Below are 24,055 nucleotides of genomic sequence, written 5' to 3' on the forward strand. Positions count from 1 at the left end.
ATATGAGCAGCAAATCCAGCGCAGGAAAGGCAGTGGCCTTTCTGGCCCGGCCCTTCCACCGTGACGGTGCCCCCACGCGCCTGCACCCCACCTCGTTGTGGGCAGAGGCGGCCAACGTGGCAAGCATTTATGTGGCGCCGGTGTGGGAAAAGGTGGCCGCCTGGCTGGCCCGCTGCGTGCGCCCCGTCCTGAGCACAGTCAGCGTCTTGGGCGCGGTGGTGATGGGCGCAGCCGTGGTGCTGTGGATTTTAGGTGCTGCTTTCGGCTGGCAGGAAGCAAAGGTGGCTGCCTTGCTGGCCAGCGTGCTGTTGCTAATTGCCATCGTCTTTATCTTGGGTACCTCCAGGTACGCCGTCACCTTGGATCTTGCCCGTACCCGCGTGGCTGTGGGGGACAATGCGGTGGGCAGCATCGCTGTCACGAACACCTCGCCCCGGGCCGTGCTGCCATCGGCACTGGAACTGCCCGTGGGTGCGGCCACGGCGCTGTTCCACCTGCCGCGGATGAAGCCGGAGGAGGTCCACGAGGACCTGTTCACCATCCCCACCACCCGGCGCGCTGTCATCACGGTGGGCCCGGTACGTTCGGTTCGTGCCGACCCGCTGAATTTGCTGCGCCGGCAGGTGCTGTGGACGGAGCCCACAGACTTGTTTGTCCACCCGCGCACCACGGGCCTTGACGGGCCAGCCGCAGGGTTTCTGAAGGACCTTGAGGGCCTGCCCACCACCGAACTCTCCAGCGCAGATGTTTCCTTCCATGCCCTGCGAGACTATGTGCCCGGGGATGACCGCCGCCATATCCACTGGAAGACCACCGCCCGCACGGGCAAGTTGATGGTCCGCCAGTTTGAGGAAACACGCCGCGCCCACATGGCCGTGGCACTATCCATCAACACCGACGAATATGAGCGAGAAGAAGACTTCGAGCTGGCCGTCTCGGCTGCCGCCTCGCTAGGACGACAGGCCATCAAGGAAGCGAGAGAACTGAGCGTGGTCACCCAGCGCGGACCCATCCGCTGTGAAACGGGTAAGAACATGCTTGATGACATGACCCGGATTTTTGGCAACACCCGCCGCGGCAACGCTGTGGACCTGGCCCGGACACTCTCCGATGTGGTGCCCAACGCCTCGGTGGTGTTCTTTGTGGTGGGTTCGAAGGTGACCCCCTCCCAACTGCGCAGCGCCGCGGCGTCAGTGCCTCCGGGTGTGCGCTCCTTTGCCATCCGTTGTTTTTCCGGGGCCCAATCCGCCCGGGCCAATATTGCCGATCTGACCGTCCTGACTTTGGGCGACTTGGGTGACCTGGCAGCAGTCCTGAGGAAGGCCGTCGCGTGAGCGCCCCTAGAAGCGCGGACCGCCCGCACAAGACCCAAGCGCCCAAGAGCCGCCCGCACAAGGGCCAGCCGCGGACCATGGCTGCCCGCAAGCCGTCGGCCTTTGCCGGTGGCCGCAAGGCCTGGCACTTTGCCGTTGACGCCGCCGTCCTGGCGGCGCTGCTGGGCATCGGCGTCCTGGGATTCGGCCCCACCTTCGGGCACGACTACCGCTACCTGGTGGCCGGGTTTGGCGCCATCGTGATCGGTCTGGGGGTGGCCGCCGCGGGTGCGCATTGGCGCCTAGGCCTAGTCATCATGGTGGGCCTAGCCTTTGTCACATACATGCTTTTTGGCAGCGCCCTGGCCGCTTCGGGAGAGGCGATCGCAGGCGTGTTCCCCAGCCTTGAGTCGCTGCGCGGTTTGCTGTTGGGCATCATGTTGTCCTGGAAGCAGTTGCTCACGCTGGCACCGCCTGTGGGTTCCAGCGTTGAGGTCATGGTGGTGCCGTACCTGTCGGCGTTTTTGGCGGCCGTTGTTGCTGGCACCCTGGCCTGGCGCTTGCGCCGCTCTTACTGGGCAGTGCTGCCGTTGCTGGCATTGTTCTTGACAGGGATCCTCTTCGGGACGGCTGTGGTGTTCTTGCCCGTGCTGCGAGGTTCGCTGCTGGCGGTAGGGGCCATCGCCTGGCTGGCGTACAGGCATGAAATGCGGCGCCGCGAAATGGCCGGCGCCATTTCCGCGAACCGGCCGGTGCAGGACGCCGTCGGTGCCCGTACCGCCATCCTGCGCAGGATAGGCCTGGCAGCAGGGGTTCTCCTGGTGGCTGCCGCCGTGACCACGGCCGCAGCGCCAGCCCTGACCACCAGCACTAGCCGGGAAGTGTTGCGCGATTCTGTTATTCCCCCGCCAGATCTGCACAAGCTGCCCTCGCCGTTGACCAAATTCCGTGACTACGTCAAGAACCAGAAGGACACCGTCCTTTTCACCGTGGACGGGCTGCCCAAGAACGGCCGCGTCCGTGTCGCCGCCCTGGACAACTACGACGGCGTCGTCTTCACCGTGGACCCCAACAGTTCGGCATCGTTCGCTCCCATCGGTGACCCCACGGCGCTGAACCAGTTGGCGGCAGCCGACGGGACCGCCGTCGGGGTGGTCATTGACAACTACACCGGGGTCTGGATTCCGACCATGTCGGTGGCCCAGAGCCTGAACTACCGCAGCGCTGGAGGGCCCACGCCCACGCTGTACCTGAACAAGGACTCAGATAGTGCGCTGAACCTCGCCGGCGTGCTCAAGGACGACGCCTACACCATGAACGTGCAGCTTCCGGCTGTGGACCCGAACAAGTTGGCCGGCTCCGATTTCGGTTCGGTGCGCCTACCCAAGCTGGAAAACGTGCCCCAGGTAATCACCACCAAAGCCACCGACATCGTGGGCGAGGCCGACACGCCGTTGAAGAAGGTGCAAGCCCTGGAAGGCGCCCTCCAGCGTGAGGGCAAGTTCAGCAACGGTCTGGAGGGGCAGACGCCCAGCAACTCAGGCCACAGCGCCGCCCGCATCACCAAGCTGCTCTCCGGCAAGGAAATGGTGGGCGACGACGAACAATACGCGACAGCCATGGTCTTGATGGCCCGCCAGCTTGGCATCCCGGCACGGGTTGTCATGGGCTTCTACCTCGATGAGAAGGACCCCGGCAATGGCGGGCAGTCCGTGCCGTTCAAGGGCTCCGACGTGCACGCCTGGGTTGAGGTGAACTTTGCCGGCCAAGGCTGGGTACCGTTCAACCCCACCCCCGACAAGGACCACATTCCCAACCCGCCGGAACCGCAGAACGCGTCCAAGCCCAAGCCGCAGGTGTTGCAGCCCCCGCCGCCGCCGCAGGAGGCCGCCGACCTGCCGCCGGACAGTGCCCCGGATGCGTTGGACACCGATGTCAAGAAGGACAAAGGGGCTGGCATCCTTGGCACCCTTTTGATGATTCTTGGTGTGGCGGGGATCCCCATCCTTGTCATCGCGCTCCCGCTGATCTTGATCGCGGTGCTCAAATCACGGCGCCGCACGGGCCGGTTTACGCAGGGCCTGCCCACCGATCGGGTGAGCGGGGGCTGGTCCGAGGTGATGAGCCTGGCCACCGATTTGGGGGCCGGAATGGAGCGCAATAGCACCCGCCGGGAAACCGCCGTCGTCCTCCATGAAGCGTTTCCTACAAGCCAGGGGACGACGGCGGTCCTTGCCGAACGCGCCGACGCCGCCATCTTTGGGCCGGGTCAACCGAGCGAGCATGAGGTCGCCACGTACTGGCAACATGTCAACGAATCACTCAAAGACATGAGTGGGTCTGTAGGATTCTGGAAGCGGCAGCGGGCAAAGTTCTCGCCGCGGTCGCTGCTTGTCGACGCCAGGGCACGGGCAAAGCGTCATGCTTTGGCCCGCTCCCACCCCGTCAGCGAGCCCACGAACCACCAGGCTGGCACTGCTCAAACGTCAAGACTGGCCCAGATCATCAAGAAGTTCCAGAGGGGTGCAAAGTAAATGGCGCGAAAAGTGGCCGAACCCTGCCGTAATTGCGGGGCGGCGCTGGCTCCCGGATCAGCGTTTTGCACACTGTGTGGGGCGTCCGTGCCCAACAGGGCTGCTGTGGCAGCCCCCGGATCGGTTCCCTTGGGAGCCCCCGGCACCCAACAGCCAAGCACGATGCCGCCGGTCAACAGCGTGCCCGGCGTCATCCCGGTGGGCCTGACACAACCGGCGCCGCTGGTGCCACCGCAGCAGGTGGGCACCGATCCACGCCTGAGTGACGGGACCGACTTGGTCCCGGGCGGGGCTGGACGGCGCCTGCTGGCGTGGGTGATCGACAGCGTTTTGCCGGGCATCTTGATCGGTGTGGCCGTTGCTGTCGGCATCGCGTTGATGAGCGAGAAGGTGGAGGGCGGATACCGGACCATCGACTTCTCCTGGCTGCTGATCCTCACAGGCATCGCTTTTTTGCTCTCACTTGGCTACCGTGTGTGGCTGTGGATCTGGGAGGCCAAGGCGGGCAAGACCCCCGGTAATGTGATGCTGGGCCTGCGCACCACCAACATCGAAGGTGGCCCGCCAGGACTGCTGGCCATCTTCTTGCGCACCTTGATCATTGCCCTTGGCTCTGTGGTGCCCTATGTGGGCAGTGTGCTGCTGGTGGTTTCCAACGCCTGGGACACCAACGGCAAAAGGCAGGGCTGGCACGACAAGGTGGCCCACACCTTGGTCTGGAACGTCAAAGCCGGCCGGGACCCGCTGGAAACCGGTGGGCTTGCCGGACGAGTTTCCTTTGCGCCCGCGCCCATGCCGGCCATCTCCCACGTCAACTCGCCCCTAGCCCAGGCGCCCCAGGCACAGATGCCCCCGACCAATCCGCCCCTAGCGCAGATGCCTCAGGCGCCCCAGCAGTTTGCTCCGCCCGCGGTGGATACCTTTGCCCCGCCCGCCCGGCAGCCGGCAGCGCCGGGTCCCCTTGCCGCACCCGGTCCCGTGCCCGCGCCCGTTGCAGCAGTGCCCCAGCCCATGCCAGCGGACCAGGACGATCTGGGCGAGACCAGGGTCCGCCCAGCCGCCGCCACCTCCGGGTTGCGCCTAACCTTCGACGACGGGCGTACCGAAACCGTGGCGACCGTGGCGCTCTTGGGCCGCAACCCGGCCGGATACGATGGGGAGATGATTGAACGCCTCGTCTCCGTCCAGGATTCCAGCCGCTCCGTGTCCAAGACACACCTGCATTTGCAGGTGGCCCCCGAGGGGCTTTGGGTGACGGACAGGAACTCCACCAACGGCAGCGCCATCACCCACCCGTCCGGCCTGAAATCGCCGCTACCCGGCGGGGTGCCCCAATTGGCTGACATCGGTGACACGGTACATTTCGGTGACAGGTCTTTCTTGGTGGGTCGCGCATGAGCCTTGAAGCAGGGGCTACAGGGGCCCAGGGCGAATCCCCCGCAGCCCGCGGCGATGAGGGCGCCCCGGCGTCGTCGGGGGTGCGGCTGAGCATTGGGTTCGGCTCCGACCGTGGGTTGCGGCGCGAGCTCAACGAGGATTCTTTCCTGGCCGCCGATCCCATCTTCGCCGTGGCCGACGGCATGGGCGGGCACGAGGCTGGCGAAGTGGCCAGCCGCGAATGCATCAGCATGCTGAGCCAGCATCCGGTCCTCTCCGCAGGGTCACGGGGTGCCACGGCAGTAGACCTGCAGCAGGCCCTGCGCCAGGCCGATGAGAGGATCCGGGAGATTTGCAACGCCCGCGCCGGCACCACCGTCACCGGTGTGGTTCTCGTGGAAGAACGGGGAGTCCCATACTGGTTGGTTTTCAATGTGGGGGACTCCCGCACCTACCTCCTGAGCCAGGGCAGCTTTGGCCAGGTCAGCGTGGACCACTCCGAGGTCCAGGAACTTCTCGACGCCGGTTTCATCACCGCCGCTGAAGCGCTGATTCACCCGCGGCGCCATGTGGTGACGCGGGCGCTGGGCACCGGAAGCGACACCGAAGCCGACTTCTGGCTCATTCCTGTGGAAGACGGCGACAGGATGCTGGTGTGCTCGGACGGCCTGACCGGTGAAGTCAATGATGAGCAAATCCACCGCGCACTGAGCACCCTGCCCCATCCCCAGGACGCTGTTGACTCACTGATCCAATCGGCGCTGCGCTCCGGGGGCCGTGACAATATCACCGTGGTCATTGCCGACGCCAGCAACGTGACAGGCGGAACCGGTACGGCAAGCGGTGGCAGTCAGGCCTCAATGGTGGAAGACACGCTACCGCGCCCCGACGCCGACTCAGCCGGCCAGGGCGGGGCCGGGACCGGCGTCGGGCAGGCCCCGGCAGAGTTCCTGGTGACAGGGGTTCCAGAAGAGCTGGCAACACCTGCGGCCACCCACGAATCCGCGGCAGACGGCAGCGAAAACGCTGCTGTGGAAACATCCCCCGAACAGGGGAAACAGGGGAATGAGAACCATGAATAACACCACTTACCGCACAGGTCCCTGGCTGGGCATTGTGCGATCGGGCTCGGTTATCGTGCTGGAGGCCGGCACGGATCCGGCCACGGTCACCGCCCTGTGGGACTACCTTGGCGCGCAAACCCCGTCCATCCACGGCGTGCTCAACGCCGTCACCGCCAGGTTTGGCACCGAGCTGACGGGCATGCCGCAATTTGCCATCCTGGTCCACACCGAACGGCTGCACGTCATCCTTCGCGGGGAGATGTCCCTGATTGCGGACACCGCCGGCCATGCGGATGCGATGTCCGGGCGTGAGGTCACCACCTGGAGCGAGCGTTCCCTGCAACTGCCCGACTCCTGGACCCTGACACTGGGTGCGGCAGTGGACTCTGCCGGGGAAGTACCTGCAGCGACGCTGACCCTGCCCCTGGGCGAGGCTGTGGTGTACCTGGGTGAAATGTCCCGGGGAACCGCAGCCACACAAGCCTCCACTCAAGGGGGCCCTGGACTGCCCGTTGCGGTAGTGCCGGTACCGCCGCACACTCCTCCGGTGGGGCTGCCCAAAGTGGCCTCCGTTGCCGACCTTGCGGCAGGGGCTTTTGCTGAGCCAGATGCTGAGCTGGGCGCCGATTTTCCTCCGATGGTGTTCGATGCGGGGGAGGGGCTCTCCTTCGATGAACCGCTGGACATGGACGCCATCTATGCCGACCACGCCCCCCAGGATGGCGCGGACGCTTACGCTGGCTTCGCCCTGGCAGCTGACGCCGAGTGGAGCGCCCAACTGGGCGACCCCACAGGCGGACAGCCCGCCGTTGAGAGGACAGATCATGCCCACGGAGAAACAGACATGGGCTTGACGATCTTCCCAGACCACGGGCCGGAGGAGGACTCTGCCTACGCAGATCCCGGTGAGGTTCAGGAAGGGCTTGCCGGGGAGGCCGCGCACGCGAACCCAGTGGTTGACGGAGCCGCGGATGACCTGGGCGAACCGGGCGGCCATGACGGCGACCAAAGCAGCGTCAGTGAAAGCAGCGCTGGCGAAGACAGTGCTGTTGCAGACACTCCTGATGCGGACAGTGTTGGCGAAGACAGTGCTGATCTACTTGGTGCCGACCGCAACGCCCCTGACGCAGGGGAGTCGGACGTGGACGGCTTCACCACCAACTATGACCACCTCTTTGGTGCCACCGAGGTGCGTTCGGTGGAAGACGCGGCCGTCCGCCTGGATGAAAACGGTCAGGAACTGCCGAAGGAGGAGCCCGGCGTCGTTCCCCCTATGCCACCTATGCCCCCCGTCGTCGGCAACTACGCAGGACTGCCCGTCGCGGGCGACGCCGCCGTGCAGGAGGGCCAAGACGCCGACACCGAATTGCCGTGGCAGCCGCCGTCGGGAGTGCTCATCGACTCGGTGCCGTGGGGAAGCGCCGACACCCCGGCCAGCAGCGGTGAACCAGGAACAGGGTTTCCAGGGGAGAATCCAGACCACGACGGGTACACGCTCATGCGTGGCGACCTCCCCGACGCACTCCCCGACACCCCGGCAACTGGGCAGCAAGCTCAGGCACGCCCGTCCACGGGACCGATGGTTTTAGCGCGGCTGTGCCCGCAAGGGCATGCGAACCCGCCGAGTCGCGCGCTCTGCTCGGACTGCGGCGCCGCCATCAACTCCGAACCCCGTGAAGTGGGCCGCCCGCGCCTGGGACGCATGCATGTTTCCACGGGGGAGGTCCTTGACTTGGACCATTCCTTGATCATCGGCCGCCAGCCGTCGGTCTCCCGCGTGCAAGGTGGCGTCATGCCCCGGCTGGTCCAGGTGCACAGCGCCAGCGGCGATATTTCCCGCTCCCATGTTGAGGTCCGATTGGACGGTTGGGAGGTGCTGCTGGTTGACCTGCAAGCCACCAATGGCACCGTCTTGGTCCGTGAAGGCCAGGCCCCGCGCCGCCTCGGCCAGGGCGAACAAGCTATCTTGCTCAACGGCGACATCGCAGAACTCGGCGACGGCGTCTCCTTGCTCTTTGAAGGACTTCTGTGAGCAGCAAGCGCCCTCCCGTTGCGCCTCCGGACATCCCAGGCTATACGTTCATCTCGGTCCTGGGCTCCGGCGGGTTCTCCGATGTTTACCTCTACGATCAGGACAGGCCGCGCCGCAAAGTGGCTGTCAAGGTGCTGCTGGCTGACCTGAAAACCGACGGCGCGCGCCGTCGTTTCGAGTCCGAGGCGAACTTGATGGCGCAGCTGTCAACCCACCCGTACATCGTCACGATCTATCAGGCCGAGGTGACCGACGCCGGGCACTCCTACCTGGCCATGGAGTACTGCTCCCGTCCCAGTCTGGACGTGCGCTACAGGCGCGCCCGCTTCAGCGTTGACGAGGCGTTGAGCGTGGGCATCCAAGTGGCGTCGGCCGTGGAGACCGCCCACCGGGCAGGCATCGCACACCGGGACATCAAACCGGCCAATATTCTGGTCACCGACTACAACCGCCCCGCTCTGACCGATTTTGGCATCTCCGGCACCATGGACGCAGCGCAGGACGACGACGCCGGCATGTCCATCCCGTGGTCGCCGCCGGAATCGTTCGCCGCCGGGGCAAGCGACGGCGTCAAGGTCGATATTTGGGCGTTGGGAGCCACCCTCTACACCTTGCTCGCAGGGCATTCCCCGTTCGTCATCCCGGGAGCCGACAACTCGCAGCGGGAGCTGATCTCCCGCATTAACTCATCCCCCCTCCCCAAACTGGGCCGGCCGGACGTGCCCGAGGCGCTGGAGCTGGTGCTGGCCACCGCAATGTCAAAGTCGCCCACCTCCCGATACAGCTCGGCGAAAGCGTTTGCCCGGGACCTGATGCGGGTTCAAACCGACCTGAACCTGTCCGTGACCCCGTTTGAGGTGCAAGAAGACATTGTCCACGAGGAGGCGGATCCGGACACCCACTTCGAGGCCACCCGGGTACGCAGCGTCGTCTCCATCGACCCGGACTCTCACCCGTCCGCTCCCACTTTCCCGTCAGTGGTTCCCCGCTCCAACCCGGGAATCGGGGCGCGCCCTGCGAGCCAGGGCCCGCAGATCAACAGCGTTCCCGGCGTCACCGGCTCCACTACGGGGCTGACGCAAAACGGGTCCACCGTCCCGTCCCAGGGTGCCGGTTCCAAAACCCGGCCGGATGCCTTCGTCGACACCGCGGCGGGTCCCACCGCGGCGGGCCCCACCGTGCGTGGATTCCCCAGCGTGCTCTCACCCACCCAGTGGGCCAGCCCACCGCCCCGGGGAGCGCAGGAACCGGACACCGACGCGGTACTGGCCTCGACGGTACACCGCAGCGCCCTTGGCGCCCCAGCCCAGGACCTGGTGCCAGCCCCGGCATCCAAAAAACGCTTGTGGTTGGGAATTGGTGCAGGCGGTGTCCTGGCAGCCGCCGTCGTGGTGGGCATTGTACTCTTCACCAACGGGGGAGCCCCCACACAGGCAGATCCGTTCGTTACCGGGCCCTCCACGCCCCCGCCGGCAGTGATGGCCGGGGCCGAGGTTCCTGCCCTCACAGACCTGGTGGCCACCGCGAGCAACGGTGGCGCTGTTTGGACGTGGACAAACCCGGCGCCCGAAGACGGCGACAAATACCTGTGGGCGGCCATCAGTGCCGTGGAGGCCGGCCAATTCAAGCCGATCACCGAAGGCCACGTCTTTGTCACGAACAACTCCAACGAGGCGTCGTGCGTGTCGGTGATGCTGCTCCGCAAAAACGGTGCCACCTCGCCGGAAACCAAGAAGTGTTTCCCCTGACGGGTGCACCGCAGGGCAGCAAGAGATTTTTCAGTCAACAATTGAGTTTGGGAAGGAACGGCGCCGCCATGGGGGAACTAGCCATTGATTTTTGTGGTGAGTGGTACGAGCCCGCACCCGAAGAGGTCTTCAAGATTGGCCGTGAGGGGGACCTGGAGATCGATGACAACCCCTACCTGCACCGGAAATTCCTTGAGATCAGCCGTTACGACGGGATCTGGTGGCTGACCAACGCAGGAACCATGCTCTCAGCCACCATCGCCGACGCCGCAGGGGGCATGCAGGCCTGGATGGCGCCCGGGGCACGGATTCCGCTGGTCTTTGCGCACACGAATGTCATCTTCACCGCCGGCCCCACCACCTATGAATTTTCGGTGCACCTGAAGACCCCCTCCTTTATGGCACAAAGCCGGGGCGAGGACTCCTCCGGCTCAACCACGATCGGCCCGGTGGTGTTCACCGACTCCCAAAAAGCGTTGATAGTGGCCCTTGCCGAGCCCATGCTGCGCCGTGACGGCACAGGGTTCAGTGCCATCCCGTCGTCGGCCCAGGCCGCCAAACGCCTGGGCTGGGCGCTGACACGGTTCAACCGCAAACTCGATAACGTGTGCGACAAACTGGACCGGGTTGGCGTGGTGGGCTTGCGTGGTGGCGGCGGGAAACTGGCCACCAACAGGCGAGCCAGGCTGGTGGAGCACGCAGTGACCTCCCACCTTGTCACCCCCGACGACTTGCCGCTGCTGGACCGGGTGCAGGCATCCCGGGGAACGGATGACGAATGAGAATCAGGCTGACCCTGCGCCGTGATCCGCAAGAAGATAAAAACCTGGCGGTCACCGTTGATGGTTTAGCCTCGGTAGGAGACATTGCCACCGAACTCTATTTGGCGGATCCCACGCGCAAGGGCGCACAAGCGCCACCGAATCTTTCCCTCCTGGTGGAGGAATCCATGGTGGGAGGCGTGCGCGGACGCACGCTGCCACCGGAGGGCAATCTGCTCGAATCCGGGCTACGGCCCGGGGCCACCGTGTCACTGACCCAGGTCAGCGACACCTTTCACACACCCCACCAGGACAGGGGACCGGCGGCCGCCACACTGCGCGTTGTGGCCGGGCCGGACAGTGGCAAGGAGTTCGCGCTCCCGCTGGGCACCACCTATATTGGCCGCGATTTTGATGCGGACATACGCCTCAGCGATCCGATGACCTCCAAAAGGCATGCCCGTATCACGGTTGGTGAGAGCGTTGAAATAGCCGACACCGGATCTGCCAATGGCCTGATGATGGAGGGCGCCGCGATCTCCCGAGCCACCCTGGGCTCCTCGGACGAGGTCACGCTGGGTGAAACCACCATCTCGGTAGTGAGCCTGGGCCGCGGCGCACAATCAGGCCCCACCAGCCCACTGGTTGAATTTAACAGATCCCCCCGCGTGGTCCCCAAATTCGTCATTGAGGAACAAACTGTCCCCAGCGGGCCGCAGCGCCCCAAACGCCAGCGCTTCCCCCTAGTGATGATGGTGGCCCCGGTGATCATGGGTGCTGTCATGTTTGCCTCGACCCGGAGCCCGTACAGCCTGATCTTCATGGCGATGATGCCGCTGATGATGATTGGCAGCTACTTTGACCAAAAACACCAGATGAAAAAGGACACGCAGGAGAACATTGAGCATTTCCGCGGTTCTGCCGCCGAGTTCCGCCGCCAGATGACCCAAAGGGCGCAGATCGAGCGGGCGGTACGGTTGGCGGAATGCCCGTCGGCAGCGGAAACGGTTGACGCCATCTACAAACTGGGCCCGCTGATGTGGACGCACCGCCCCGAGCACAAGGCGTTCTTGTCGCTGCGGTTGGGTGTGGGCCGCCAGCCGTCCCGCACACCTGTCAAGGCTCCCAGCGACAGCAACACCTTGCCCGAGTTCATGGCTGAAATCCAAGAACTCAAGGAAGAGTTCACCGACATCGACGCCGTGCCCGTCGTGGCGGCGCTGCGCCACAGCGGGGCCCTGGGCGTGGCAGGTCCGCGCGGCGTGGTTGACGACGTCGCCCGGGCTCTGGTCCTGCAGGCCGTGGGCCTGCACTCGCCGGCCGAACTGGCGGTGGCAGCCCTGACCTCCATGGAATCCAAAAACCGTTGGGAGTGGCTGCAATGGCTGCCGCACGTCGGTTCCGTGCATTCACCGTTGGCGGCCGAACACTTGGCCGCCGGCAACGGAGCCGGGGGCACGCTGCTTGCCGCGCTGGAAGAGCTGATGGTGACCCGGGGAGCCAATTTGGGTGCCAACTCCGCCGCGCACCGTGGGGTCCTTGACCGCGACAAGGCCCAGATGCCGGCACCTGTGGTGCCTGCGTTGCTTGTCATTGTCGAAGACGACGTCAAGGTGGACAGGGCGCGCCTGACCCGTTTGACCGAGTACGGCGCCGACGTCGGTGTGCACGTGCTGTGGGTGGCGAGCTCCATTGAGGCGCTGCCGGCGGCCTGCCGCGACTTCATCCACGTTGCCGAAACCGCCACCACCGGGCAGGTACGGCTGGGCGGGCTGACCTACCCGGTGAGCTGCGAAAGCGTCAACGCCGAGCTCGCCGCATCCCTGGCCCGCATGCTGGCACCGGTAGTGGACATTGGCAAGCCCGTCGACGACGACTCCGACCTGCCGCGCAGCGTCTCCTACGTGGCACTGGCCGGGCACGACCTGGTGGAGTCGACCACGGGCATCGCCGACCGCTGGCTGGAAAATAATTCGGTGGGCTCCCGGGCAGTGAAGAACCGCAAATACCAGGGCTCCCTGCGCGCCCTGGTCGGTTCCAAGGGTGTTGAGCCCATGTATCTGGACCTGAAGACGGAGGGCCCGCACGCCCTGGTGGGTGGCACCACGGGCGCCGGCAAATCGGAGTTCCTGCAGGCCTGGGTGTTGGGCATGGCAGCGGCGTACAGCCCCGACAGGCTCTCCTTCCTCTTTGTCGACTACAAGGGTGGCGCTGCGTTCGCGGACGCTGTGAAACTGCCCCACACGGTGGGACTGGTCACGGACCTGTCCCCGCACCTGGTGCGCCGGGCGCTGACCTCGCTGCGGGCCGAACTGCATTTCCGCGAGCACCTGTTCAACCGCAAAAAAGCCAAGGACCTGCTGGCCATGGAGCGTGAAGCCGATCCCGAGACGCCGCCGTCGTTGATCATTGTGGTGGACGAGTTTGCCGCCCTGGCCAAGGAGGTGCCCGAGTTCGTGGACGGCGTGGTGGACATTGCCGCCCGCGGCCGGTCCCTGGGACTGCACCTGATTCTGGCAACCCAGCGGCCCTCCGGGGTGATCAAGGACAATCTGCGTGCCAACACCAACATGCGCATCGCCTTGCGCATGGCCGATGTGGATGACTCGCAAGATATTTTGGGGGAGCCCACAGCCGCCTATTTCAGCCCCAGCATCCCCGGCCGCGGCGCCGCCAAAACCGGGCCCGGGCGGATCCAGGGCTTCCAGACCGGGTATGCCGGCGGTTGGACCACCCGCACCCCTCAACGGCCACGCATTGACATTGTGGAGATGGACTTTGGGGCAGGTGCCCCCTGGGAACAGGAGATGGCCAAGGCACCGGTGGAGGATTCCGCCGGGCCCAACGACATCTCCAAGGTCGTCGCCAACATTTCCCTGGCCGCGGTGGAGTTGGGTGTGAAGCCGCCGCGCAAACCGTGGCTGAACGAGCTGCCCGAGACCTATGATTTCTCCAAGCTGCCCAACCCGCGCACGGATGAAAAATTACTCCTAGGCGTCATGGACGACCCCGAACACCAGGCCCAGCCAACGGTGTCCTTTGAGCCGGACAAGGACGGCAACATGGCCATTCTGGGAGCCAGCGGGTCGGGCAAATCCGCTGCGCTGCGCACCATCGCCATCGCCGCTGCCATCACCCCGCGTGGCGGCCCGGTGCAGGTGTACGGCATTGACGCCGCCTCCAACGGCTTGCAAATGTTGGCGGCGCTGCCCCATGTGGGCGGCATTATCAATGCCGAGGACAACGAGCGGGTGGGGCGGTTGCTGCGGTACGTGCGCGGCGTCATCGAAGAGCGTGCCGAGAGCTTTGCCGCCGTCAAGGCCGGCACCATTGCCGAGTACCGCCGACTGGCAAACAAGCCAAACGAGCCGCGCATCATCGTCATGGTCGATGGCCTGGCCACGTTCCGTGAGCTGTACGAGTTCAGGGCCGGCCAGACCGCGTTTGAAACCCTGCAGCAGATAGCCACCGACGGCCGTCCCATGGGCGTGCACATTGTCATTGCGGGGGACAGCTCAAAGTCGCTCCCGGCGTCGTTGGCGGCCTCCGTGCAACGCCTGCTCGTGTTCCGGATGGCCACAGTGGATGACTACTCCAACCTTGGCCTGCCCCGGGACGTCCTGAACGCCGCCTCCCCTCCCGGGCGTGGGCTGATCGACGGCGGCGAGGTGCAGCTGGCCATTTTTGGTGGCAACGCCAACCTGGCCCTCCAGGCACGCCAGGTGGAAAAACTGGCCGACGCCATGCGCCGCCAAGGTGTGGCGGAGGCCCCACGGATCCAGTCGCTGCCGGAATCGCTGGATTTGAACGTGCTCCCGGCGGCCACGCCCGGAAACGTGACGATCGGTGTGGACGACTTCAACCTGGAGCCTGCCGGGCTCAACGCCAACGGCGCGCTCATGCTCACGGGCCCGCCCGGATCCGGGCGCACCACGGCCCTGGTCACTCTCGCTGAGGCGCTGAAAACCTCGACGCCGGCCACCTTGCGCGTGTACCTTGGCTCCCGGAAATCTGCCATCGCCAATCTCCCTGTCTGGGACGAGGCGTTCACCACCAGTCACGGTGTGGCCCCGCAACTGCAGCGGCTCAGCGAGCTGGTGGAGGCCGAAACCCGGCCTGTGGCGTTCTTCATCGAAGGCGTCACCGAATTCACCGACTCCGAAGCAGAGATGGACCTTGTCAACTTGATCAAGACGGCGGTGAAGGCCAACTACTTTGTGGTGGGCGAGGCGGAATCATCCACCTGGGCCGGGGCCTGGAGCCTTGCTGGCCTGTTCAAGGCGGGCCGGCGCGGCCTGCTCATGAACCCCGGCGACCTTGAAGGGGACACCTTGATGAGCACCCCGCTGGGGCGCATCTACAACAACAAGTTCATCCCGGGCCGCGGCTACATCGTGGGCCGGGGTAAGGCGTTCAAGCTGCAGGTGGCCACCACCATGGACCACGAACGGTAAATACCTTCGATGGGGAGCGCTGCCCATCGACGGGGTTGGTGGCAGTTGTTAGATTAAAGATACAAACCGGTTGGAGAAACCTACCGGGAGGCTTCACTAGTAAAAGGATGTGCATCATGGCTGGAATGATTGGTAACGACCCGCAGGACATGGGTGAATTGGCTGCGAAGTTGAGCCAGGCGGTGGATCAGATCCACCAGATCACCTCGATGCTCGATGGCAAGGCGCAGTCGGTGCGTTGGGAGGGTCCTGATGCTAATCGTTTCAAGTCCAGTGAATGGCCCCAGTACAAGAGTGCTTTGACTCGTGTGGCCCAGGACTTGGAGGCCGTCAAGGGGATTGTGAACAAGCAGAAGCAGCAGCAGATCAACGCTTCAGCGTAGCAAGCCCTCACCCTTTGAATCCGCGGCGCGACCATTCTTGATGGGAGCGCTGCGGTTCCATTTAAGGCAAGATGGAACCGTGACTAGCCAGCAAGAGAACCAAGATCCAAATCTTTCCCCCGATTCCGTCCCCACACAGGCGGAACGCGAACGCTACGCTGAATTGGTGGACCTGGTCCAAAAGTACCGGGCCGCCTACTATAACGAGGACGCGCCGCTGGTCTCGGACGCTGAATTTGACCTGCTGTACAGCGAACTGGAAAAGCTCGAGGCCCTGCACCCTGAACTTGTCACCAACGATTCCCCAACCCAGACGGTCGGGGGGGAGGCGTCGGTGGCGTTTGCCGCCGTCGAGCATCTAGCGCGCATGTACTCGCTGGAGGACGTGTTCTCCCTGGCGGAGCTTGAGGCATGGCTGCGCCGGGCTGCCGGATCTGTGGAGAAGCAGCACGGGACGGCGCCGCAGTGGCTGACGGAGTTGAAGATCGACGGGCTGGCCGTGAACCTGCTCTACCGCGACGGCGTGCTGGTGCGCGCCGCCACCCGCGGCGACGGCACCACGGGTGAAGACATCACCCACAACGTGGCCACCATCAAGGACATCCCACAGAGGCTGCATGGCAGCAATTTTCCGGCCGAGGTGGAGATCCGCGGCGAGGTGTTCATCGCGTCCAAGGATTTTGCTGTTCTGAACGAGCAAATGGTGGCCGCGGGCAAGGCCCCGTTCGCGAACCCACGCAATTCAGCGGCAGGATCGCTGCGCCAGAAGGACCCGGCGGTGACCGCCAGGCGTCCGCTGAGCATGTTTGTGCACGGCATCGGTGCACGCCAGGGCCTGCACACCGAAACCCAGTCCGGCACGTACGAGCTGCTGAAATCGTGGGGCCTGCCCATCAGCCCCTACTACAAGGTCTTGGACACACTGCCCGAGGTCATGGACTTCATTGCCTCCTACGGCGAACACCGGCACGACTTGATCCATGAGATTGACGGCATCGTGGTCAAGGTGGACGACTTAGCCACCCAGCGGGAACTGGGCCACACCTCCCGGGTGCCGCGCTGGTCGGTGGCGTACAAGTACCCGCCGGAGGAGGTCAACACCAAACTGCTGGACATCCAGGTGCAGGTGGGCCGCACCGGGCGTGTCACCCCGTTCGGCATTATGGAACCGGTGAAGGTGGCCGGCTCTGAAGTGTCCAGGGCCACCTTGCACAACCAGGACGTGGTCAAGGCCAAGGGCGTCATGATCGGTGACATTGTGGTGCTGCGCAAGGCCGGGGACGTGATCCCGGAAATTGTGGGCCCGGTGATGGCGCTGCGGGAGTTGCAGGACCCGCCCGTGCGCGAGTTCATCATGCCCACGCACTGCCCCTCCTGCGGTACCGAGCTGGCCCCGGCAAAGGAGGGTGACATTGACATCCGCTGCCCCAACGCGAAGTCGTGTCCGATTCAGCTGACCGAACGGGTCGCGCATTTGGCCGGCCGCGGCGGTTTCGACATTGAGGCGCTCGGCTACGAGGCTGCCGCCGCCCTGACCACCGGGCCGGGCCCGGACCCGGCCGACAACGGTGGCTTGATCGCCCCGGCAGGCCCCGGCCCGATGAAGAGCGAGGCGCAAGTCTTCGACATTGCGCAACTGGACCTGTCCGGCGTCGTGGTGTGGCGGGAAGTCCGGTCCAAGGGCGAAGGAACCGGCCGTTTCCAGCAGGTTCCCTATTTCTATACGAAGCCCACCGCCAAGAAGCCCTCCGTGCCGACCAAAACCACGCAGAAGCTGTTCGAGGAGCTGGAAAAAGCCAAGGCCGCACCGTTGTGGCGTGTGCTGGTGGCGCTGTCGATCAGGCATGTGGGCCCGACGGCGTCGCGCGCCCTGGCTACCCGCTACGGGACCATGGCGGCCCTCCGGCAGGCCCTGCTGGCCCCCGACGCCCGGGAACATTTGGCAAACGTCGACGGCGTGGGTAGCATCATCGCCGACGCCTTGATCGAATGGTTTGCCGTGGACTGGCACCTGGAGATCGTGGACGCGTGGGCCGGCGCCGGGGTACTCATGGCCGACGCCGTGGATGAATCCACGCCCCGCACCTTGGAGGGGCTGACCATCGTGGTCACGGGAACGCTGCCGAACTTCAGCAGGGATGAGGCGAAGGAGGCCATCATCACCCGCGGCGGCAAGGCCTCCGGCTCGGTCTCCAAGAACACCTCCTACGTAGTGGCCGGGGAGAACGCCGGCACCAAACTGGACAAGGCGGAGTCCCTGGGGCTGAAGGTCCTGGACGAGGACGGATTTGTGCGGCTGCTGGCCGAGGGGCCCGAGCCCGAACTGGAAACAGAAACAGACATGGAAGAGGACGCATGAGCCAGAGAGAAGTAACCGTGGATGAATTGTTGGAGGTGGCGCTGCGTGCTGCCGCCGCCGGAGCCGCCGTGCTGGCCGCCCGGGACCCCGCGGGCTTCGGCGCCACGGAAAAGTCCTCCGATTCCGACTGGGTCACCGCCTTTGACGTGGCTGCAGAGAAGGCAGTCCGCGCCGTCATCGCCGACGCCCGCCCGCATGATGTGATCACGGGCGAGGAGCTTGCCCCAGCTCTTCCGGCCGAGCCCTCCGGCTACCGGTGGAGCATCGACCCGCTCGACGGCACCATGAACTTCATCCGCAACATCGCCTACTACGGCACGTCGGTGGCCGTCATGGGGCCCGACGGCGAATGGTTGGCCGGGGTGGTCGACGCCCCTGCCCTGCGGCGCATCTATTTCGCCGCCCTCGGTGGCGGGGCCTGGCTGGATGAGACCCGGGCCGACGGCGTCTCCTCGGTGCGGCGCCTGAACGGGCCGGAGGAGGCCCGGGGCGGCACACTGCTGTCCACGGCACTGACGTATGACCCGGACGTCCGGCGTACTCTGGTCTCCGAACTTGACTGGCGCATGGACCACTTTGGCGATTTTCGGCGTCTGGGCTCCGCGGCCCTGGAACTATGCGCGGTGGCCGAGGGCGGGGTTGACGCGTACCTGGAATACGGCCTGTTTGAGCACGACTTTGCCGCAGCGGCCTTGATTGCCGAGGAAGCCGGTGCCTGGGTACACCGCCCCGTGCTGAGCCCGGCCATCAACGGCCTGCCCACACGCGAGGAGGTCCTCTCCGTGTGGACCGGCGCCTGCGTGCCGGGGCTGGAACCCGGTTTCGCCCCAGCAAACTAGCAAACGTTGTTGACGTGGCGTCCATGACTTTGCTCCAGCGCACCGTTGTGTGAGGATCAGGCGCAGCTTTGGAAGTGGCGCCACATTGGCGGCAAACCGTGCGCCCATTCAAAGTGGATGCTTGCCAACACGGTGGTGTGGAGTCGATTTCGCGCGAAATGTTCATCCACGAGTACTATCCGCAACCACACAGGCCCCGTTGATGGCCGCCCGGAATGAGGGTGGTCCGGCGAACATTCGTTCGCGCAAACCATCTCCTGGCCCTGTTGCACCAGGCCCGGGAGCTTGTACCCTAGCCCCATGGAACTCACAGTGGCTTCCGGGGCTTTCATAGTGCCCGACGGCGTGCGTGTCACCGGTGCGGGCTCGCTGGAATCGGCCTTTGACGTCACGGGTTTGGCTGTTGCCTCCATCGCAGCGGCAGCGCAAGCCCTTGCCGAACTGGTGCACTTGCGCGGCGCCCCCTTGCCTGCCGTCACGGTGGATCGGGACGTGGCGTCAGCTTGGTTTGGCATGTCCTTCACCCCCGACGGCTGGCAGTTGCCGTCCCCCTGGGATGACCTGGCCGGAGACTACCCGTGCGGCGGAGGGTGGATCCGGTTGCACACCAACGCCCCACACCACCGGGCTGCCGCTCTGAACGTTCTGGGCCTGGCCCCGGAGTCCGGGCTGGCTCAGGTGGCTGCGGCGGTCGCCGCATGGGAGGGGGAGGCGTTGGAAGCTGCCGTTGTCGACGCGAAGGGGTGCGCGGCCATGATGCGCTCGCGCTCGCAGTGGCTGGCCCATCCCCAAGGTGCGGGCGTCGCCGCGGAACCATTGGTCCGGTGGGGCTCTTCCCGCCGTGTTCCCCCGGCCGGCAAACACCTGGGGAAAGGAGCTCCAGCCACCCACGCCCGCCCACTGGCCGGTGTGCGCGTCCTTGACCTGACCCGGGTCATAGCTGGCCCCGTGGCAACCAGATTCCTGGCCCAATATGGGGCACAGGTGCTGCGCATCGACCCTCCCGACTGGCGGGAACCGGCCCTGGAAGCTGAAATGACCTTAGGCAAGAACTGTGCCCGGTTGGATGCGAAGACGGCCTCCGGCATGGACCGGCCTAAGGAACTTTTGGGGGAGGCAGACATCCTGGTGCACGGGTACCGCCCCGACGCCCTGGCCGGGCTCGGGCTCTCGGACGAGGAGATGGCCCGGCAGTATCCAGGGCTCCTGACTGTGGGCCTTGACGCCTACGGCTGGAGCGGGCCGTGGGCGGCGCGGCGCGGATTCGACTCGCTGGTCCAGATGAGCTGCGGCATTGCGGAGGCCGGCATGGCCCACTTTGGCAAGGACCGGCCCACCCCGCTTCCGGTGCAGGCCCTCGACCACTCCACCGGGTACCTGCTGGCCGCGGCCACCATCCACGCCTGGCGGGAACGGCTCGCCGGTCAGGTACACCCGGCCAGGCTGTCGCTGGCCCGCACGGCCGTGGAATTGATGAAGTCCGGGCCGTCCAATCCGGATGCGCCGGTGCCCTCAGTAGAGCCGGCTGCGATGCTGCCGGAGGAAACCCGATGGGGGCCGGGGCTTCGGCTGCCACCGGCCGTTCAGGTTTCCGGCGTTGTTGCTGCCACCGATGTGGAGGCCCGGGGGTACGGTTGGGCTCCGCCGGTGTGGCCGGCTATCCCGGCCAACCCTGCTGACGCAGTGCCTGCTTGAACATTTTTTCGACATACGCCTCACCCCTGCGCAAGTCAGTGCTGTACACCTTGACCAGCAGCCAACCGCGGGCCGCACTTCGTTCATCCCGGTTCCGGTCAAACAGCTGTTTCTGCGTGGTCTTGTGGATCTCGCCTTCGGACTGAGCACTGGTCTTGTCCTCCTCGCATGCCAAATCAGGACAGACCTCCGGATCTCCCGCGATGGCGAAGTTGGTGGTGAAATCGGACAGCCCGGCACGGCGGAGCCTGAGCCACAGCTTTGTCTCTGGAGGGGAATCCACGCCAACGCGCATGAGCTCAACGGCGGCCGCGGCCTTGGCGAACCCCCGCACGTGATGTTTACTCCCGATGGAGCGTCGCACGGTCGCTGCTTGCACGATGGCGATTTTTGGCGGTTCAAAGGGGCGATCATGTTCGCAAAACAAGAAATCCGCCACTGCCACCAAATCATCCAGGCCCAGCAATGCGCTGAGATCCAGGAAGGTCCGCGCCGGTGTCGTCACCGGGACGCCGTCCATGAACATGATGTCGCCAGGCACCAGGGTGTTGGTCCGTCCGGCCACGTTTTTGCGCCGCGGCTGTGCTGAGCCTGCCGGCCGGGTCAGGTGGATGATCTTGATGTTGGCGTCAAGCCACGGCAGTGGGATGCCATGCCGTTGCGCGGCAGTCATGTGGGAAGCACAGCTTTCACCGCATAAAACAGTGTAGGGGCGTACCCGCTCGAGCAAACTTTGCTGCCGTCCGCGTGGCACACGGATTTCCCTACTGGGAATGGACAAGTCCAGCGCCGTCAACCTGCTGAGTGTGGCACCGGCATCCAGTCCTTCCCTTAAGTGAAGGACCGTCGTGCCAGGTTCCCGGGGAGTGATGGACGTACGACCATGACTAAAGTCTGGTTCAAGTTCTCCGATCCTGCCCGGAGTTAGCCACAGGCTGCAGATACAAAAGGGGTGCAGCAGCGGGATACCGTTCCAGTTGGCAGGTAAAGGGGGTGTTGGAGGCACGGACCCCCTTTAGCTGCTGTTTCGAATGGCTGGCTGGCACCAGCGCGGTGCTGCCCGCCTCCGAAAATTTCCCGGGAGGCACCCGGGTAAGCAAGTATAGGGAAGCAAGGAACGCCGTCGTCCTTCCCCACCCGCCCGCACATCCAGAGCAGGAACCACCGCGCATGAACTTGATTGTCCGTCCCATCACACCCGCAGATTACGACGCCGTTGCCCGCGTCACCGCCGACGCCTACCTCGGCGCGGGGTACTTTGCCAGTGCAGAGAACCCGTACGTCCAAAAGATTTTGCGCGTGGGGGAACGGGCCGCAGTGGCGGCTATCATTGTGGCCGAGCGCGACGGCGTGGTGATTGGTTCAGCGACACTGGCGCTCAACGGGGACGAATGGGCTGACATCGCGCTGCCCGAGGAACTGGAATTCCGGTTGCTGGTGGTGGACCCGGCGGTGCAGCGCAGCGGTGCCGGGGCCGCCATGGTCAACGCCATCCTGGAACGCGCCCGGGCCACTGCGGGGATTAGCGCCGTCAGCCTCACTACCGGTGATGACTGGCACGGCGCCCACGCCCTTTATCGCAAACTCGGGTTCACCCGGGTCCCGGAACGCGACTGGCCCATCCCCGAAAATGGCAAGATGCTGCGCGTGTACCGGATGGAGCTCTAGGAGACGGGTCCGTGATTTGAGCCCAACTCCGGTTTAGGATGACCCTATGATTCCCACCCCAGCGCCCAGACAACCTGAGAAGCGGACGTGGCTAAGTAACTGGCGTGATCGCCGCGTGTCCATCAATGCGGTGGTGGATAACCTCGCCTTCGCGTTTAGCGGCCTTGCGGCGATCTGGCTGGCGTGGCTGGTGCTCTCCGAGGACTTCACTTGGGGTTGGCACCTTGCCCCGTTGTTCCTCTTGTTCTGGCTGTTGCTGGCCTACTTGGTCCTGCCACGGCTGCACAGGATCCTGACCTCCATCTACGTCCCGGACTATTTCATTGGCCGGGCCCGCACCAGCGACGGGCTGCTCGGGGACCCGATCAACCTTGCGGTTATGGGGACCGAGGAGCAATTGCACGAGGCCATGACCCGGGCAGGCTGGATACGGGCAGATGAGGTCACCTTGGCATCCAGCTGGCGCATTGTCACCTCCACGCTCATGAAGCGCAGCTACGACGAGGCCCCTGTCAGCCCGCTGTTGCTCTTTAGTCGGCAACAGGATCTGGCCTACCAACAGGAGGTGGCCGGCAATCCCGCCAAGCGCCACCATGTGCGGTACTGGCGCTGCCCGGACGGGTGGTTGCTGCCGGGAGGGCACCGGGCCGATTGGATGGGGGCAGGCACTTTTGACCGTGCAGTGGGCTTGTCCTTGTTCACGCTCCAGATTACGCACAAGATCGACGCCGACACCGACATTGAGCGTGACCACATTGTCACGAGCCTGGTCGAAAGCGGTGACGACGTTCAAGTGCGGGTGCTGGCGGACTTCGCCTCCGGATACCACTCCCGCAACGGCGGCGGCGACACCATTAAGACCGACGGTGACCTTCCCGTGGTGGACGTTCGGGCCGTTCAGATTCCCGCCGACGGCAATGCCCTGGGACCAGGCCTAGATGAGCGCCGCGAAGCCCGGGCGCAGAAAAGACCACTCTCCACCGTCCTCGGGGTCATCCTGATGCTCGTCGGCGGCGTGGTGGGCACCGTGATCGTGCTGGCCATCATAGCCGGTTGGCGAGAGATCTTAGAGGAGGCATCGGCCAGCCTCAGTGCCCAGGAGTCACAGATTCTGGATGCTTTCATGCTTGTCCTTGTCATTGTGGCCGCACTTGGTGTCGCCTTTTACTATCTGCTGGCCATCCTGGTGTTTCGGGGCAGCAACTGGGCCAGGGTTGCGGCCCTGACATACACGGGGTTCTTGGTGCTTGTCTCTGCCATTGACTTCCTCAGCGGCGCGACCATCACCTTGGGCAAGGACTTGTTTGGCCTGCCGCTGGACATTCTGGTGATGCTTGCCCTGTCCTCGCGCAGTTCCAGGCTGTGGGCCAGGCGCGCCGCCACGGGCACTGTCGCGCCCAGCACCTCCGCTGTGGAGACAGGTCTCACAGCAAAGGGCTGAATCCATCCAGGGCTGGGCGGGATTTCCGGCATGCCACGAGAGATAAGCTAGGACTAAGACAACTTTTTCTTTTTTGTAGGGGAGATCCATGGCTGCGATCAACCGTGACGACGTGGCGCATTTGGCGCAACTGGCTCACATCGAGATGAGCGACGACGAACTGGACCGCATGGCCACTGAGCTGGCTGTCATTGTGGATTCCGTCAAGAGCGTCAGCGAGGCTGCGGGGCCGGATGTTCCCGCCACCTCGCACCCGATTCCGCTGACCAACGTCATGCGTGAAGACGTGGTGGGCCACGTATTGACTGCCGAAGAGGCGCTCTCCGGTGCCCCGGACTCCGCCGACGGCCGCTTTAAGGTCCCCGCAATTTTGGAAGAGAGCTAACC

The 24,055-nt window shown here is 64.9% G+C and carries 16 protein-coding genes; 15 read left to right on the forward strand and 1 reads right to left on the reverse strand.

The window, feature by feature from the left end; translation table 11 throughout:
- The first annotated feature begins 2 nt into the window (after positions 1–2).
- The 12 genes from AOC05_RS03185 to AOC05_RS03240 all read left to right on the forward strand — a co-directional run bounded on the left by AOC05_RS03185 (position 3) and on the right by AOC05_RS03240 (position 20,559).
- Positions 3–1,334 carry a DUF58 domain-containing protein gene (locus AOC05_RS03185; RefSeq protein WP_062005632.1) on the forward strand — a complete coding sequence of 444 codons (1,332 nt, stop codon included), beginning with the start codon at positions 3–5 and terminating at the stop codon, positions 1,332–1,334.
- On the forward strand, positions 1,331–3,847 hold the full coding sequence (locus AOC05_RS03190; RefSeq protein ID WP_231687167.1) for a transglutaminaseTgpA domain-containing protein: 2,517 nt from the start codon (positions 1,331–1,333) through the stop codon (positions 3,845–3,847). Before AOC05_RS03185 ends, AOC05_RS03190 begins: the two co-directional genes overlap by 4 nt.
- Complete coding sequence (locus AOC05_RS03195; RefSeq protein WP_082357720.1) at positions 3,848–5,245, forward strand: RDD family protein; 1,398 nt, start codon at positions 3,848–3,850, stop codon at positions 5,243–5,245. It begins immediately after the preceding gene.
- The gene (locus AOC05_RS03200) at positions 5,242–6,306 is read left to right on the forward strand and encodes a PP2C family protein-serine/threonine phosphatase (protein WP_082357721.1); all 1,065 of its coding nucleotides are present in this window, start codon (positions 5,242–5,244) and stop codon (positions 6,304–6,306) included. The genes AOC05_RS03195 and AOC05_RS03200 overlap by 4 nt, the downstream gene beginning before the upstream one ends.
- On the forward strand, positions 6,299–8,320 hold the full coding sequence (locus AOC05_RS03205; RefSeq protein WP_062005636.1) for an FHA domain-containing protein: 2,022 nt from the start codon (positions 6,299–6,301) through the stop codon (positions 8,318–8,320). The genes AOC05_RS03200 and AOC05_RS03205 overlap by 8 nt, the downstream gene beginning before the upstream one ends.
- A complete protein-coding gene (locus tag AOC05_RS03210; RefSeq protein WP_062005638.1) occupies positions 8,317–10,068 on the forward strand; it encodes a serine/threonine-protein kinase in 1,752 nt (583 codons plus the stop codon). The genes AOC05_RS03205 and AOC05_RS03210 overlap by 4 nt, the downstream gene beginning before the upstream one ends.
- Before the next feature lie 68 nt (positions 10,069–10,136).
- Positions 10,137–10,850 carry a hypothetical protein gene (locus tag AOC05_RS03215; RefSeq protein WP_062005640.1) on the forward strand — a complete coding sequence of 238 codons (714 nt, stop codon included), beginning with the start codon at positions 10,137–10,139 and terminating at the stop codon, positions 10,848–10,850.
- A complete protein-coding gene (locus tag AOC05_RS03220) occupies positions 10,847–15,283 on the forward strand; it encodes an FtsK/SpoIIIE domain-containing protein (RefSeq protein WP_062005642.1) in 4,437 nt (1,478 codons plus the stop codon). The genes AOC05_RS03215 and AOC05_RS03220 overlap by 4 nt, the downstream gene beginning before the upstream one ends.
- Positions 15,284–15,399: 116 nt before the next feature.
- Positions 15,400–15,666, forward strand: a complete 267-nt coding sequence (locus tag AOC05_RS03225; protein WP_062005241.1) for a hypothetical protein — start codon at positions 15,400–15,402, stop codon at positions 15,664–15,666.
- 40 nt (positions 15,667–15,706) lie between these two features.
- Positions 15,707–18,025, forward strand: a complete 2,319-nt coding sequence (gene ligA / locus AOC05_RS03230) for an NAD-dependent DNA ligase LigA (protein WP_082357723.1) — start codon at positions 15,707–15,709, stop codon at positions 18,023–18,025.
- Entirely contained in the window at positions 18,022–18,864 is an 843-nt protein-coding gene (locus AOC05_RS03235) for an inositol monophosphatase family protein (RefSeq protein ID WP_062005647.1), read from the forward strand. The genes ligA and AOC05_RS03235 overlap by 4 nt, the downstream gene beginning before the upstream one ends.
- A 300-nt stretch (positions 18,865–19,164) precedes the next feature.
- Positions 19,165–20,559 carry a CoA transferase gene (locus tag AOC05_RS03240; protein ID WP_062005648.1) on the forward strand — a complete coding sequence of 465 codons (1,395 nt, stop codon included), beginning with the start codon at positions 19,165–19,167 and terminating at the stop codon, positions 20,557–20,559.
- On the opposite strand, the gene AOC05_RS03245 is transcribed toward AOC05_RS03240, so the two are convergent.
- Entirely contained in the window at positions 20,522–21,232 is a 711-nt protein-coding gene (locus AOC05_RS03245; RefSeq protein WP_062005651.1) for a hypothetical protein, read from the reverse strand. The two genes, AOC05_RS03240 and AOC05_RS03245, sit on opposite strands and share 38 nt — an antisense overlap.
- A gap of 497 nt (positions 21,233–21,729) precedes the next feature.
- Here AOC05_RS03245 and AOC05_RS03250 point away from each other — a divergent pair, with 497 nt between their 5' ends.
- The 3 genes from AOC05_RS03250 (at position 21,730) to gatC (ending at position 24,053) form a co-directional block, all read left to right on the forward strand.
- A complete protein-coding gene (locus AOC05_RS03250) occupies positions 21,730–22,227 on the forward strand; it encodes a GNAT family N-acetyltransferase (protein ID WP_062005653.1) in 498 nt (165 codons plus the stop codon).
- A 46-nt stretch (positions 22,228–22,273) separates the two neighbouring features.
- Positions 22,274–23,668, forward strand: coding sequence for an LssY C-terminal domain-containing protein (locus AOC05_RS03255; RefSeq protein ID WP_082357724.1), 1,395 nt, complete (start codon positions 22,274–22,276; stop codon positions 23,666–23,668).
- A gap of 88 nt (positions 23,669–23,756) precedes the next feature.
- The gene (gatC, locus tag AOC05_RS03260) at positions 23,757–24,053 is read left to right on the forward strand and encodes an Asp-tRNA(Asn)/Glu-tRNA(Gln) amidotransferase subunit GatC (RefSeq protein ID WP_062005655.1); all 297 of its coding nucleotides are present in this window, start codon (positions 23,757–23,759) and stop codon (positions 24,051–24,053) included.
- Positions 24,054–24,055: the final 2 nt, after the last annotated feature.

The sequence above is a fragment of the Arthrobacter alpinus genome (assembly GCF_001294625.1).
GTDB classification, from domain to species: domain Bacteria; phylum Actinomycetota; class Actinomycetes; order Actinomycetales; family Micrococcaceae; genus Specibacter; species Specibacter alpinus_A.

Coding starts and splice junctions, on each gene's coding strand:
- AOC05_RS03185 (WP_062005632.1), top strand. CDS start 3: ATGAGCAGCAAATCCAGCGCAGGAAAGGCAGTGGCCTTTCTGGCCCGG.
- AOC05_RS03195 (WP_082357720.1), top strand. CDS start 3,848: ATGGCGCGAAAAGTGGCCGAACCCTGCCGTAATTGCGGGGCGGCGCTG.
- AOC05_RS03200 (WP_082357721.1), top strand. CDS start 5,242: ATGAGCCTTGAAGCAGGGGCTACAGGGGCCCAGGGCGAATCCCCCGCA.
- AOC05_RS03205 (WP_062005636.1), top strand. CDS start 6,299: ATGAATAACACCACTTACCGCACAGGTCCCTGGCTGGGCATTGTGCGA.
- AOC05_RS03215 (WP_062005640.1), top strand. CDS start 10,137: ATGGGGGAACTAGCCATTGATTTTTGTGGTGAGTGGTACGAGCCCGCA.
- AOC05_RS03220 (WP_062005642.1), top strand. CDS start 10,847: ATGAGAATCAGGCTGACCCTGCGCCGTGATCCGCAAGAAGATAAAAAC.
- AOC05_RS03225 (WP_062005241.1), top strand. CDS start 15,400: ATGGCTGGAATGATTGGTAACGACCCGCAGGACATGGGTGAATTGGCT.
- ligA (WP_082357723.1), top strand. CDS start 15,707: ATGGGAGCGCTGCGGTTCCATTTAAGGCAAGATGGAACCGTGACTAGC.
- AOC05_RS03235 (WP_062005647.1), top strand. CDS start 18,022: ATGAGCCAGAGAGAAGTAACCGTGGATGAATTGTTGGAGGTGGCGCTG.
- AOC05_RS03240 (WP_062005648.1), top strand. CDS start 19,165: ATGGAACTCACAGTGGCTTCCGGGGCTTTCATAGTGCCCGACGGCGTG.
- AOC05_RS03245 (WP_062005651.1), bottom strand. CDS start 21,232: ATGACTGCCGCGCAACGGCATGGCATCCCACTGCCGTGGCTTGACGCC.
- AOC05_RS03250 (WP_062005653.1), top strand. CDS start 21,730: ATGAACTTGATTGTCCGTCCCATCACACCCGCAGATTACGACGCCGTT.
- AOC05_RS03255 (WP_082357724.1), top strand. CDS start 22,274: ATGATTCCCACCCCAGCGCCCAGACAACCTGAGAAGCGGACGTGGCTA.
- gatC (WP_062005655.1), top strand. CDS start 23,757: ATGGCTGCGATCAACCGTGACGACGTGGCGCATTTGGCGCAACTGGCT.